The following is a 13,395-nucleotide window of genomic DNA, read 5'->3' on the forward strand; positions in this document are numbered from 1 at the left end:
CGAGCACCGCCTCGTCGAGCACCGCGCCGCCGACCGCACCGCCGTCGAGCACCGCGCCGCCGCTGCAGATCCGCGGTGCGGCGCTGCGGCGCGACGACCGCGAGCTGTGGAGCGGCCTCGACCTCGACGTCGCCCCCGGCGAGCTGATCGCCGTGCTCGGCCCGAGCGGCTCGGGCAAGACGACGCTGCTGCAGGCGATCCTCGGCCTCGTTCCCCTCAGCGAAGGCGAGATCACGGCACTGGGCGAGCCGGTGCACCGCCGCGGCAACCGGCGCATCGGGTACCTCCCGCAGGCGCGCCCGCTGCCGCGCGACACCGCCATGCGGGGCCGCGACCTGGTCTCGCTCGGTGTCGACGGGCACCGGTTCGGGCTGCCCTTCCGCGGACGTGCCGAACGCGCCCGCGTCGGCGCCCTCATCGAGTCCGTCGGGGCCACCGGTTTCGCCGATCGTCCGGTCGGCCTGCTCTCCGGCGGCGAGCAGCAGCGGCTGCGCGTCGGGCAGGCGCTCGCCGACGACCCCCGCCTGCTGCTGTGCGACGAGCCGCTCACGAGCCTCGACCTGGCCAACCAGCAGGCGGTCGTCCGCCTCATCGACGAGCACCGCCGCTCCGGCGCGGCCGTGCTGCTGGTCACCCACGACATCAACCCCGTGCTGGGCAAGGTCGACCGCATCCTCTACCTCGCGAACGGCAAGTTCACCCTCGGCAAGCCCAAGGACGTGCTGACCTCGCCGGTGCTCACCGACCTCTACGGCGCGCCGGTGTTCGTGCTGCGTGCCGGCGACCGGCTGGTCGTCGTGGGGGCACCGGACGCCGAGGAGTCCCACCACCATCACGACCACGGGGAGCATCTGTGAACTGGGCGGATGTGTGGGACGCGATGTTCGGCGGCCTGCCGTACTACGGCGAGGTCCTGGCGCTGGTGAGCAACTCGGTGTGGGCCGGCGCCGTGCTGGGCCTCGTCGGCGGCCTCATCGGCGTGTTCGTGATCCAGCGCGACATGGCCTTCGCCGTGCACGGCATCAGCGAGCTGTCCTTCGCCGGTGCGGCGGCGGCCCTCCTGGTCGGCGCCGACGTCGTCACCGGGTCGATCCTCGGCTCGCTCGCCGCGGCCGCGCTCATCGGCTGGCTGGGCGCGCGTGCGCGCGAGCGCAACTCGATCGTCGGGGTGCTGATGTCGTTCGGGCTCGGTCTCGGCATCCTGTTCCTCTCGCTCTACGACGGGCGCAGCGCCAACCGCTTCAGCCTGCTCACCGGGCAGATCGTCTCGGTCCAGTCGGGCGAGCTGGGCTGGCTGATCGGCATCTCGGCGTTCGTGCTGATCGCCCTCGTGCTCATCTGGCGCCCGCTGCGCTTCGACTCGCTCGACCCGCAGGCCGCAGCCGCCCGCGGCGTGCCGACCACGACCGTCTCGCTGGGATTCATGCTGCTGCTGGGCCTCGCGGTCGCCGTGGCCGTGCACATCATCGGCGCGCTGCTGGTGATGGCCCTGCTGGTGACGCCGGCCGCCGCGGCGATGCGGGTCGCGTCGGGGCCGATTGCGGTGCCCGCGCTGTCGGCGCTGTTCGGGTTCGTGGCCGCTGTCGGCGGCATCCTGCTCGCCGTCATGGGGACCCTGCCGGTCAGTCCCTACATCACGACGCTCTCGTTCGTCATCTACCTCATCTGCCGGATCGTGGGCGCGCGCCGAGACCGCGTGGTGCGCGCGGGCCGGACCGCCCAGCCGGCTCTCACGACGCCTCGGTAGACTCCGGCCATGGCTCAGCGCAACACCTGGCAGCGCGACCGCGTGCGCAGCGCACTCGGCGATGCGCAGGGTTTCGTGAGCGCGCAGGACCTGCACGCGTCGCTGCGCGAAGACAACACCGGCATCGGCCTGGCGACCGTCTACCGGGCGCTCGCGGCGCTCGCGGCCAACGGCGAAGCCGATCAGCTGCAGAGCCCCGAGGGCGAGGCGATCTACCGCGCCTGCGCGAGCGAGGGCCACCACCACCACCTGATCTGCCGGTCCTGCGGGACGACGGTCGAGATCCAGGCGCACGATGTGGAGACCTGGGCGCAGCGCACCGCCGCCACGCACGGCTTCACCCAGGCCGAGCATGTCGTGGACATCTTCGGGCTGTGTGCGGCCTGCACCGCGAGGAACCGTGTCCCGCACTGACACGCGCACCCGCCGGTCGGCGCCCGGGGGCACGCCCGACCGCACCGGCGCTGCGGGGCGCGCCGTCGTGGCTCTGGGCATCGGCGTCCTCGTGGTCGCCGCATTCGTGGCGCTGGCGCTGATCTCCCCGGCATCCACTCTTCCGACACGGGCACAGGACGCGCTGACGCTGTCGATCAGCGTGCTGATCGAATCGCTGCCGTTCGTGGTGCTGGGCGTCGTGCTGTCGATCGTCGTGCAGGTGTGGATCCCGCCGGGCGTCATCGAGCGGTGGATGCCGCGCAACGCGTGGGGCCGCCGCGCCGTCCTCTCGCTGCTGGGCATGCTCGTGCCGGTGTGCGAATGCGGCAATGTGCCGTTCGCGCGCGGGCTCATGATGCGCGGCTTCTCGGTGCCCGAGACCCTGACCTTCCTGATGGCGGCGCCGATCGTGAACCCGATCGTGATCATCACGACGCACCAGGCGTTCGGGTTCGACGACGGCATCCTGATCGCCCGCCTGCTCGGCGGCTACGCAATAGCGAACCTGATCGGGTGGCTTTACAGCCGGCATCCCGATCCCGATGCGCTGGTGACCGACCGGTTCCGCGCGGCGTGCGAGATCGCCGAAGAGGGGGTGGATGCCGGCGGGCGCGGCCGCCGCAGCCTGGCCCAGTTCGTCGTCGAACTGCGCGCCGTCATGCCGGCGCTCGTGATCGGGTCGGGACTCGCCGGTGCGGTCCAGGTGCTCGTGCCGCGTGACGCCCTGCTGGCGATCGGCTCGAACCCCGCCCTGTCGATCGTGGCGATGATCGCGCTGGCGATGGTCGTGTCGATCTGCTCCAATGTCGACGCGTTCTTCGCGCTGTCGTTCGCCTCGACGTTCACGCCCGGGTCGATCGTCGCGTTCCTGCTGGTCGGGCCCCTCGTCGACGTGAAGATGCTCGCGCTGCTGCGGACCACGTTCCGCACGAAGGTGCTCGTGGGGCTCGTGATCATCGTGGTGCTGTCGGCGGCCGCGATCGGAACGGTGGTGAACCTCGTTGCGTGAGGGTTCTGTCGCCCGGATGCTCGGGATGCGCCTGCTCGGGGTGGGCCTGGCCGCGGCCATCGCCGCCGTCACCCTGGCGCTTGCCGTGCGCGGGCAGCTCGGGCTCTACATCAACCCCGAGTCGTCATGGTTCGCGGTTTCGATGGCCGTCGTGCTGCTGATCGGCGCGGTGGCGAGCTTCGCGCTGCCGCTGGGCGCCGAGGAGGACCACGGGCACGACCACGGCGATGCTCATGGGGATCACGATCACGGCGACGCGCCGGTCGCCGGCGGCCCCCACGCTCCGGCGCAGACCGTGCACGTGGGGCCGGGCCTGGCGGGAACCGTCGCCACCGTGACCGGCGGGGTGATCGCGACCGGCATCGTCGGCGCGATCCTGCTCGTGCCCCCGGCGACGCTCTCGGCCGAGATCGCCATGGCGCGCGACACGGGCACGCCGCCGCTGTTCCAGGGCGCCGACACGATCGACCTGGCCGTCACCGGAGACACCGCGTCCTTCGGCGTGGGGGAGTGGGCGAGCGTGTTCGCCACGGCCACGAACCCAGAGGCGTTCGACGGCGACGAGATCGTCCTCACCGGCTTCGTCACACCGGGCGACGACGGTTTCGATCTCACGCGCCTGGTCGTCACGCACTGCGTGATCGACGCGCAGCCTGCGGCCATCCCGGTGGCCGCGGCCGACGTGCCCGAGACGGGCCAGTGGGTCACCGTGAGCGGCACCATCCGCGATGTCGACGGCCACCTCCAGATCGCGGACGCCGAGGTCGAGGCGATCGACGAGCCCGCCGATCCGTACGAGTACTGACGTGTCGACCCGCAGCGAGACCCGACGCGAGCGCGCGCACCGCCGGCGCGGCCGCAGCTTCATCGTCACGTTCGCCGTCGTGGTCGGAGTGATCGCGGCGATCGCGCTGGGCGGGGCCACGCTCACGCTCGCCCAGGGGCCGCGCACCACCGGAGTGCAGGTGGATCCGGAGGCGGCGATCTCGGCATCCGGATCCCGCGTCATCTTCACGACGACCCAGTCACTGGAAGAGGTCAGCCCCGAGCAGGTCACGGTGGAGCCTGCGACCGAGTTCACGGTCGACACGTCGGGACGCAGCGTCGGCGTGCGGTTCGCCCTGCCGCTGTGGGACGACACCGAGTACACGATCCGCATCGACGAGGTGACCGGGGTCGGCGGGGGACCGGCATCCACTCTCGAGGAGACCTTCACCACGCCGGCACTCCAGTTCCAGCTGCTGCAGCGCGGCGAGGACGGGGACACGATCTTCCGCAGCGACCTCGCCGGCGACGGGCAGTCGGTGTTCACGCACGCGCACATCGAGGACTTCCGCGCCACGCGCACGCACCTGGTCGTCTCGACGATCGACGCGGGCGGGTCGCACCTTGTCGTGACCGACCTCGAAGGCGGCGACGAGCGCGAGCTGCCGCTGCCCGGCGACGGCCTGGTCGGCAATCTGCAGAGCGCCGACCGCGGCGATGTCGTCGGCTACACCTTCACCGACGCCGACCTCGGTGCCGACGGCGGGCAGGAGAGCGCCCTGTACACGGCGTCGCAGCGGCCGGCCGACGCCGATGCGCCGCCGACACCGGTGGTGCTGGACGGCGGGGACCCGCGGGTCGTCGACTGGCGGTTCGTCCCCGGCACCGACAGCATCCTCATGCTCACCTTCGACGGCGCCCTGAACCTCGTGTCGGGCACCGAAGCGGTCGCTCTGGGCACCGCGATCGGCATCGACGGCATCGCGCGCGGATCGTCGCAGGCGGTGGTCGAACGCATCGAGGGGCCCGTGGTCATCGACCTCGCGACCGGCGAAGAGGAGCCGCTCGCGGCGACCGACCCCACCGCCGGGCAGGTCAGCTCGGTGACACCGCTGCCGGGGGAGAGCGGTGCGACGCTGCGGGTGCTGGCGCAGGTGGACGGGTTCGACCTGCTGTCGACCGATGTGGCGGTGGTGGATGCCGGTGGCGCCGCGCGCGTGGTCGCCTCACTGGCGGCCGAAGACACCCTGCTGCAGACCTGCGTGTCGCCGAGCGGCCGGTACGCGGCCCTGCTGGTCGCGCCGGACGCGGTCGACAACCCCTATGACGGGTACCTCCTGCCGCTGCCCGAACGGCTGGAGACGCGGATCGTGGCGCTCGAGGACGGGACCGACGTGGTCGCCCTGACCGGCTTCGACATCTCATGGTGCCAGAACGGACCGCCGGTATGAGCGGTGAGACGGTCGACGCGGGCGGGGCGGGCGCCTCGTGCGGGGCGGGCGCTGCGGGCGGGGCGGGCGCTGCGGGCGGGGCGGGCGCTGACATGACCGGGCTGGTCGCGGCGACACGGGCGGGCCTCGGCGCGCTGCCGCTCGAGGTGGCCCCGCTGCTGCTGGGCGGCGTGCTGCGGGTCGAGATCGACAGCGACGTCGTCGCCGTGCGGATCACCGAGGTCGAGGCCTATCACGGGCGGGGGACCGGCCCGACCCTGGACCCGGGTTCGCACGCGCGCATGGGCCGCACGGCCCGCAACGCCACGATGTGGGGCGAGCCCGGGCACCTGTACGTGTATCTGAGCCACGGCATCCACTCGTGCGTGAACGTCGTCTGCGGTCCAGAGGGCGAGGCCGGCGGTGTGCTGCTGCGCGGCGGCGAGGTCGTGGAGGGGCAGGATGCCGCATTCGCGCGCCGCGCGGCTGCGCGCACGGCGCGGGAGCTGGCCCGCGGGCCGGGCCGGCTGGGCGACGCGATCGGACTCCGGCATCCGCGCCACGACGGGATCGATGCGATCACCGGGGAGCCGCGCGAGGGTGCGGTGGCCCGGCTGTGGCTGCGGCAAGAGCCGCTCGCCGAAGTGGCCGCCGGGCCGCGGGTGGGAGTGGCCGGCATCGCCGGCACGGCGGCGTACCCGTGGCGGTTCTGGGTGCCCGGCGACCCGACCGTGTCGCCGTTCCGGTGGGGACGCGGCGCCGCTGAGGCCGCGGCCACTCTGGCGTAGGTTTCTCGCCCCGATTCTCGAAGCCGACCGCTCACGGAAGTCAAGGCCGACACGCCGCGCGTGCTAAACTGACTCCTTGTCTGCGCGCACTCCATGCACGCAGTTCGCATCCCTTCCTCAGAGTCCGGCCTCAAGCCGTGCCTGAAGCGGGGGTGCAGACAAGGGATCTTGGGTGGCACCGTCCGGTGTCACGGTACTAAGGAGAATCACTATGGCAGCAGTGTGCCAGGTGACTGGAGCAGTTCCCGGCTTCGGTCACAACATCTCGCACTCGCACCGCCGGACGAAGCGCCGCTTCGACCCGAACGTGCAGAAGAAGACCTATTTCGTTCCTTCGCTTGGTCGCAAGATCACGCTGAACGTCTCGGCCAAGGGCATCAAGGTCATTGACGCCCGCGGCATCGAGTCGGTCGTGAAGGACCTCATCGCGAAGGGTGTGAAGCTCTAATGGCGAAGAAGGCTCAGGACGTCCGTCCGATCATCAAGCTGCGCTCGACCGCCGGCACGGGGTACACCTACGTGACGCGCAAGAACCGCCGCAACAACCCCGACCGCATCGTGCTGAAGAAGTACGACCCGGTCGTCCGCAAGCACGTCGAATTCCGAGAGGAGCGCTGATCTCATGGCGAAGAAGAGCAAGATCGCGCGCAACAACCAGCGCGAGGTCATCGTCGCCCGCTACGCCGAGAAGCGTGCCGAGCTGAAGAAGGCCCTCGTGGACCCCAACTCGACCGACGAGCAGCGCGAAGCCGCCCGCCTCGGTCTGCAGAAGCTGCCGCGCAACGCGTCGCCGGTGCGCCTGCGCAACCGCGACGCCATCGACGGCCGCCCCCGCGGCCACCTGTCGAAGTTCGGCATCTCGCGTGTCCGCTTCCGCGACATGGCACACCGTGGCGAGCTGCCCGGCGTGACCAAGTCCAGCTGGTAATACCTGCAGCACAGCACCGAAGGCCCGGATCTCTCACGAGGTCCGGGCCTTCGCTGTCCCCCGGCGCCCGGCCCCCGGCCCCACCGGCTCCCGCCCGCGGCGCCCCGGCATCCCGGCATCCCGGCATCCCGGCATCCACCCCCCCGGCGAGAGAACAACTCGCGGACGAGAGAACAACTCGCGGACGAGAGAACGGGTGGCACGCGTTCTCTCGGCGCCCAGTTGTTCTCTCGCGGGAAGGGGGACGCGAGGCAGCGTCAGGAGCCGGGACGCAGTCACATTCGTCACTCTGGTCCCGTTTGGCCCGCGACACGCCGGGCAACATCACGTCAGGGCGGCCGAAATCCGCGGAATCACGCGGATCGTGGGTATATTCGGGACCGGTCCAACCGACCAACCAGGCGGCGCGAGTCGTCCGGTCCGTAGTAACTGAGGCGGCACACGCTGCCGTCTGGAGGACAACCCCATGGCCATCACCAAGACCGAGCTCGTTGCCAGCATCGCCAGCGCGACGGGCCAGAGCCAGTCGACCGTCTCGGGCGTGCTCGACGCGCTGTTCGCGACCGTCTCCGAGAACGTCGCCAAGGGCGAGAAGGTCTCGATCCCCGGCTGGATCGCGTTCGAGCAGGTCGACACCGCGGCCCGCACCGGCCGCAACCCGCAGACCGGCGCCGAGATCAAGATCCCCGCGGGCAAGCGCGTCAAGGTGACCGCAGGCTCGAAGCTCAAGGCTGCCGTCAAGTAATCCTGTCGTTCGAAGGGGGATGCCACGCGGCATCCCCCTTCGGCGTTCCCGCCCGCGCCTGCGCGCTCAGACGTCGATCGTGAGGACCGGCGACGGTGCGCGGGACACACACGGGAGGCCGAGTTCATCGACTCGTACCCGGTGACCCACAACGACCCGGCCGGGACGCGCTTCGTGCTCGATCGCCGCTTCGGCTCCGAGCGCGTCACCCGCACGCCGGAGCCGTCGATGGCCTGGGCCCGCCTGCCCGCGTAGCCGGCCGTTCGCCGGGCCATCGCCGGCCGTCACCCGGTGCCGATACGCGATCTAGGCTGGAGTGGTGAATTCCCGCGCCTTCCGGATCGCAGGCCCCGCGATCCTGATCGCGGCCGCGTTGCTCGCCCTCGTGCTCGGCCTGGCCTACGGGGGCGGCGCCGCGCCGCTCGTGCTCGCCGACCCCGGCCCCGTGATCCGGTGGGGGCTGCCGCTGACCACGCTCGTGGTGAACCTGTCGGCGGCGGGCATGATCGGGTCGCTCGTGCTGGCCCTGTTCGCGCTGCGCACCGGCGACCGGCCCTTCGACACGGCGCTCGACATGGCATCGGTCTCCGCCGCGATCTTCACGATCGCGAGCGCGGTCACCGCATTCTTCACGTTCATCAACATCTTCAACGCGACGCCCAGCGCCGACGCCCAGTTCGGCCAGCAGCTCGGCCGCTTCCTCGTCGACACGCCCGCCGGCGTCGCCTGGTCGATCACGACGATCGCCGGCGCCGTGCTGACCGTCCTCACCTTCGCGGTGCGCGGCTGGACCACCACCGCACTCGTGACCGTCGTCGCGGTCGCCGCGCTCCTGCCGATCGCGACGCTCGGGCACTCCGGCGACGAGGCGGGGCACAACATCGCCGTGGCCGCACTCTTCTTCCACATCGTCGGCGCCGCCGTCTGGCTCGGCGGGCTGCTGCTGCTGGTCATGATCCGGCCGCAGCAGAGCCGCGGCCAGCTCGCCGACGTCCTCGGCCGGTATTCGAGCCTCGCCCTGGCCGCCTTCGTCGTGGTCGCACTGTCGGGCGTCGCGCGCGCGGTCGTCGGCGTCGTCGCATGGGAGAACCTGCTCTCGCCGTACGGCGCCCTGCTCATGGTCAAGGTCGCAGCCCTGCTGGCGCTGGGCGTACTCGGTGCCTGGTACCGGCGCCGGCTCATCGGGAAGATTCGGGAGGATGCCGCGTCGCGCCGCTTCTGGAGCCTCATCGGGCTGGAGATGGCGTTCATGGGCATCGCCAGCGGCGCGGCGGTCGCGCTGGCCCGCACGCCCCCGCCCGTGGACACCACACTGCCGACCGACCCGTCGCCCGCGGTGCGACTGACTGGATCTCCCCTGCCGCTCGAGCTCACCATCGAGCGCTGGTTCACGCAGTGGGACATCGACGTGGTGTGGGCCTTCGCCGTCGGGTTCGGGGTGTTCTTCTACCTCGCCGGGGCGTGGCGGCTGCACCGCCGCGGCGACAGGTGGCCGGTCTACCGCACCATCCTGTGGCTGCTCGGCCTCGCGCTGCTGTTCTGGGTCACGTGCGGTCCGATCAACGCGTACCAGGACTTCCTGTTCAGCATGCACATGACCGGGCACATGCTGCTGAGCATGGCGATTCCGATGTGCCTGGTGATGGGTGCGCCGGTGAGCCTGGCTGCGCGTGCGATCCACCGCCGTGACGACGGTACGCGCGGGGGACGGGAATGGATCCTGTGGGCCGTGCACACCCCGTTCTCGAAGGTGATCACCCACCCGCTGGTCGCGGCGGGGATCTTCATCGTGTCGCTGTGGGCCTTCTACTACACGGACCTGTTCCGCTGGTCGCTCTACGACCACCTGGGGCACGAGTGGATGGTGGCGCATTTCCTCATCTCGGGCTACCTGTTCGTGCAGTCGCTCGTGGGCATCGACCCGGTGCCGCTGCGCTTCCCCTACCCGTTCCGGCTGCTGACCCTCATCGCCGTCATGGCCATGCACGCGTTCTTCGGTATCTCGATCATGATGAGCGAGGGCCTGTTCGTCGCGGAGTGGTTCGGCTCGATGGGGCGCACGTGGGGCGCGACGCCGCTGGAGGACCAGTACATCGGCGGCGGCGTGGCGTGGTCGATCGGCGAGATCCCGACGCTCATCCTCGCGATCACCGTCGCGATCCAGTGGAGCCGCTCGGACGACCGCGCGCAGCGGCGGTGGGACCGTCAGGCCGACCGCACCGGCGATGCCGAGCTCGAGGCGTACAACGCCGAGCTGCAGGCGCTCGCCGAGCGCGATGCGCGCCGCGGCGCGTAGTGCTCAGGACCGGGGGCGAATTGCGGCACGTCGCCGGAACGGCGTCGCGTCGAGGCGTGAGCTCAGTCCGCGGCCGACACCTGGATCGACGCCGTGCCGTCGGGCAGCACGTCGATCTCGCCGGTGATGAAGAACGGCACGTCCTCATCCCAGTGGGTGATGGCGCCGGTGCCGATGTCCTGGATGTCGACCTCGATGTGGGCGACGGCCTTGGTGCGCTCGATGGCCCAGTCCGCGCCGTCGGGGACGACCGAGATCTCGGGCTGGGTGGTCATCGACCACTTCGGCAGGTCGACGATGCGGTTGTACACGACCCAGCCGAACGGGCAGCCTGTCGGCTGCAGCACGTCCTGCTCGGTGCACGCATCGAGGAAGCCCTCGACCTTCTCCTGCACGACGTCGATGAACTCCGCCGTCGGCTCCGTCTGCAGGTTGACGGGGATGTCGGCGGCGGGCGTATCCGACAGGACAGCCACCCCCGCGCTGGCCGAGATCGGGGTCTGGACGGACACCGAGTACAGGCCGGGGGAGAAGACGAGCATCGGCACCGGCGCGAGCGGATCGGCATCGAGCCGGTCGACCGAGACCTGTCGCTTGTCGATGTCGAATCCGTTGACGCTGAACTGCATGGCACCGCGCACCGTCAGGTTGATGACCGCGAGCGGGCTCTGCGCGAACCGCCACGAGGGGGACACGCCCACCCAGCCGTCCTGCTCGACCTGGAAGGTGCTGGTGCCGCGGTGCGGTCCCGCCGAGTACTCGACCGTCACGTGGGTCACGCCGTCGCGCTCCTCGGATGAGGTCACCTCGACGTCGGTCAGCGGTGCCAGGGCGGCGCGGCGCAGCAGTGCGTCGGATGCCGTCGTCGGCAGCCCCGCGGATGACAGGTCCAGCGAGTCGATCTGCACGCCGGGCACGGTCAGCGCGTCGGCGGCGGCACCCTCGCCGAGGAGGTCGAGATAGCGCTCGACGAACGCGGCCGGGCTGTACAGGTTGCGGTAGACGACCGCTCCGCCGGCACCCAGAGCCGCCACGAGCAGGACGCCGACCAGGCCCAGCACGGTGAGGTCAAGGCCGAGCGAACGCCGGCGTCGAGGAGCGGGAACAGGCGCCGCCGGTGCGGGCGCGGCATCCACTCGCGTCATGCTGTCGACCCCATCCACAGACGCAGTCTAGAAAACCCACCTGATAGATAGCATGGATACGGTGAGCACGCCGACCCTGTCACCCGAGCAGGATGAGCTGTTCCGCCTCATCGAGGACACCCGCGAGCACGTGTTCATCACGGGGCGCGCCGGCACCGGCAAGTCCACGCTGCTGCAGCACCTCGCATGGAACACCGACAAGCAGATCGCGGTGTGCGCGCCGACGGGCGTGGCGGCGCTCAACGTCGACGGGCAGACGATCCACTCGCTGTTCCGCCTGCCGATCGGACTCATCGCCGACAGCGAGATCGACCAGTCCGACGCGACGCGCAAGATCCTCAACGCCATCGACACGCTCGTCATCGACGAGATCTCGATGGTGAACGCCGATCTGATGGACGGGATCGACAGGTCGCTGCGGCAGGCGCGCCGCCGCCGGTCCGAGCCGTTCGGCGGAGTGCAGGTCGTGATGTTCGGCGACCCCTACCAGCTGGCGCCCGTGCCCCCGCGCGGCGACGAGCGCAAGTACCTGCAGGACCACTACCGGTCGTTCTGGTTCTTCGACGCGCACATCTGGGCGGGCCCGCCCGACGGCGCCATCGGCATGGGCGGTCTGCTCGACCTCGGCCGGGTCGGCGCGCCGCTGCACATCCGTGAGCTGCGCGACATCCACCGGCAGTCCGATCCCGAGTTCAAGGCCATGCTCAACGCGGTGCGTCACGGCATCGTCACCACCGACATCGCCGAGCGGCTCAACGCGACCGGCGCCCGGACGCCCCCGCCGCCGGTGGACGGCGAGCCGCCGATCATCACCCTCGCCACGCGCAACGACATCGTGAACCGGATCAATCAGCGGCACCTCGATGCGCTGCCGGGCCCGGTGCAGACGGCGCGCGCCGAGATCAGCGGCGACTTCGGGCGCGGCGACGCGTCGTACCCCGCCGACGCCGAGCTGCAGCTGAAGGTCGGCGCGCAGGTCATGTTCCTGCGCAACGACAGCGGCTACGGCGGCGACGGCCCCCGGTGGGTGAACGGGTCGATCGGCACCGTCGTCCGCATCGCGGGCGAGACGGTGCGCGTCGAGCTCGACGGCGAAGAGCACGACGTCGAGCCGACGGTGTGGGAGAGGTTCCGGTACGCCTACGATCCGGCATCCCGCAAGCTCAGCCGCGACATCGTCGCGGAGTTCACGCAGTTCCCGCTGCGCCTCGCCTGGGCCGTGACGATCCACAAGTCGCAGGGCAAGACCTACGATCGGGCGATCGTCGACCTCGGCTCGGGAGCATTCGCGCCCGGCCAGACCTACGTCGCGCTGTCGCGGCTGACCTCGCTCGACGGGCTGTACCTGTCGCGGCCGCTGCGGCCCGCCGACATCCTGGTCGACCCTGACGTGCGCCGGTTCATGGCCGGCGTGCGGGCGGCCGGGCGCGGGTAGTTCAGGCGACGCGCTCGGCGGCGCCGGCCTTCGCGGTCGCGAGGTCTTCGAACAGGTCGGTGTTGAACTGGTAGGCCACCAGGACCTCGTCGATGACGCGCTCGTGCTCCGCGGCATCCCACGGCGCAGCATCCAGCTGCTCGCGGTAGACGTCCTTGAACGCCTTCGGGTCGGCGATCTCGCCGAAGATGTAGAACCCGATGCCGTTCGTCTCGAACCCGAACTGGCGCGCCATGACCTTGCCGATGAACTGACCGCCGGACAGGTCGCCGAGGTAGCGGGTGTAGTGGTGCGCGACGAAGCCGCCGGGCCAGGTCGCGCCGACCTGCGCGATGCGCTCCACGTAGCGCTGCGTCGTCGGCAGCGGCTCGATCTCGTCGCGCCATCCGTGTCCGATGAGGAATTCGAGGTCGGCTTCGAGGGCGGGCAGGCGCGTGAGCTTGTCGGTGATGAAGACGGATGCCACCGGGTCGGCCTTCATCCGTTCGGCGGCCGCCTCGAGTGCCGCGTAGATGAACCAGTGCTGTGCGACCAGCGCCGTGTAGTCCTCGCGCGTGCCGCTGCCGCGCATCAGGTCGGACATGAAGCCCGCGCCCTCGCTACCGGAGTGGGCGCTGTGCGAACGCTCGCGCAGGGAGGTGGAGAAGGGGATCGGGTCAGCCATAGCGTCAG

Annotated in this window: 15 protein-coding genes; 13 read left to right on the forward strand and 2 right to left on the reverse strand. The window is 70.8% G+C overall.

What is annotated here, in order from left to right:
• Positions 1–62: 62 nt before the first annotated feature.
• The 12 genes from BKA10_RS12730 (at position 63) to BKA10_RS12785 (ending at position 10,143) form a co-directional block, all read left to right on the forward strand.
• Positions 63–857: a metal ABC transporter ATP-binding protein gene (locus BKA10_RS12730; protein WP_206686930.1), complete on the forward strand. Its 795-nt coding sequence runs from the start codon at positions 63–65 to the stop codon at positions 855–857.
• Complete coding sequence (locus BKA10_RS12735; RefSeq protein ID WP_183500226.1) at positions 854–1,747, forward strand: metal ABC transporter permease; 894 nt, start codon at positions 854–856, stop codon at positions 1,745–1,747. Before BKA10_RS12730 ends, BKA10_RS12735 begins: the two co-directional genes overlap by 4 nt.
• 9 nt (positions 1,748–1,756) lie before the next feature.
• A complete protein-coding gene (locus tag BKA10_RS12740) occupies positions 1,757–2,161 on the forward strand; it encodes a Fur family transcriptional regulator (RefSeq protein ID WP_183500227.1) in 405 nt (134 codons plus the stop codon).
• Positions 2,148–3,191 carry a permease gene (locus BKA10_RS12745; protein ID WP_372491443.1) on the forward strand — a complete coding sequence of 348 codons (1,044 nt, stop codon included), beginning with the start codon at positions 2,148–2,150 and terminating at the stop codon, positions 3,189–3,191. Before BKA10_RS12740 ends, BKA10_RS12745 begins: the two co-directional genes overlap by 14 nt.
• A 16-nt stretch (positions 3,192–3,207) precedes the next feature.
• Positions 3,208–3,996, forward strand: a complete 789-nt coding sequence (locus BKA10_RS12750) for a TIGR03943 family putative permease subunit (protein ID WP_183500229.1) — start codon at positions 3,208–3,210, stop codon at positions 3,994–3,996.
• 1 nt (position 3,997) lies between these two features.
• Positions 3,998–5,407 (forward strand): hypothetical protein, encoded by a 1,410-nt coding sequence (locus tag BKA10_RS12755; protein ID WP_183500230.1) that lies wholly within the window; start codon positions 3,998–4,000, stop codon positions 5,405–5,407.
• A 92-nt stretch (positions 5,408–5,499) separates the two neighbouring features.
• Entirely contained in the window at positions 5,500–6,174 is a 675-nt protein-coding gene (locus tag BKA10_RS12760; protein ID WP_183501200.1) for a DNA-3-methyladenine glycosylase, read from the forward strand.
• Between the two features lie 211 nt (positions 6,175–6,385).
• Positions 6,386–6,622 (forward strand): 50S ribosomal protein L28, encoded by a 237-nt coding sequence (gene rpmB, locus BKA10_RS12765; RefSeq protein ID WP_055987914.1) that lies wholly within the window; start codon positions 6,386–6,388, stop codon positions 6,620–6,622.
• On the forward strand, positions 6,622–6,792 hold the full coding sequence (gene rpmG / locus BKA10_RS12770) for a 50S ribosomal protein L33 (RefSeq protein ID WP_029145259.1): 171 nt from the start codon (positions 6,622–6,624) through the stop codon (positions 6,790–6,792). Before rpmB ends, rpmG begins: the two co-directional genes overlap by 1 nt.
• A 4-nt stretch (positions 6,793–6,796) precedes the next feature.
• Complete coding sequence (gene rpsN, locus BKA10_RS12775) at positions 6,797–7,102, forward strand: 30S ribosomal protein S14 (RefSeq protein WP_183500231.1); 306 nt, start codon at positions 6,797–6,799, stop codon at positions 7,100–7,102.
• A 466-nt stretch (positions 7,103–7,568) separates the two neighbouring features.
• On the forward strand, positions 7,569–7,847 hold the full coding sequence (locus BKA10_RS12780; RefSeq protein ID WP_183500232.1) for an HU family DNA-binding protein: 279 nt from the start codon (positions 7,569–7,571) through the stop codon (positions 7,845–7,847).
• Between the two features lie 319 nt (positions 7,848–8,166).
• Complete coding sequence (locus BKA10_RS12785) at positions 8,167–10,143, forward strand: cytochrome c oxidase assembly protein (RefSeq protein ID WP_248199260.1); 1,977 nt, start codon at positions 8,167–8,169, stop codon at positions 10,141–10,143.
• 62 nt (positions 10,144–10,205) lie between these two features.
• Here BKA10_RS12785 and BKA10_RS12790 read toward each other — a convergent pair whose 3' ends face one another.
• Positions 10,206–11,306, reverse strand: a complete 1,101-nt coding sequence (locus BKA10_RS12790; RefSeq protein ID WP_372491442.1) for a hypothetical protein — start codon at positions 11,304–11,306, stop codon at positions 10,206–10,208.
• A gap of 34 nt (positions 11,307–11,340) precedes the next feature.
• Between BKA10_RS12790 and BKA10_RS12795 the strand changes: the two genes are divergently transcribed.
• Complete coding sequence (locus BKA10_RS12795; protein ID WP_206686883.1) at positions 11,341–12,723, forward strand: ATP-dependent DNA helicase; 1,383 nt, start codon at positions 11,341–11,343, stop codon at positions 12,721–12,723.
• Position 12,724: 1 nt separating this feature from the next.
• Here BKA10_RS12795 and BKA10_RS12800 read toward each other — a convergent pair whose 3' ends face one another.
• Entirely contained in the window at positions 12,725–13,387 is a 663-nt protein-coding gene (locus BKA10_RS12800; RefSeq protein WP_183500234.1) for a biliverdin-producing heme oxygenase, read from the reverse strand.
• Positions 13,388–13,395 lie beyond the last annotated feature (8 nt).

This window comes from Microbacterium invictum (assembly GCF_014197265.1).
In the GTDB taxonomy this organism is placed as follows: domain Bacteria; phylum Actinomycetota; class Actinomycetes; order Actinomycetales; family Microbacteriaceae; genus Microbacterium; species Microbacterium invictum.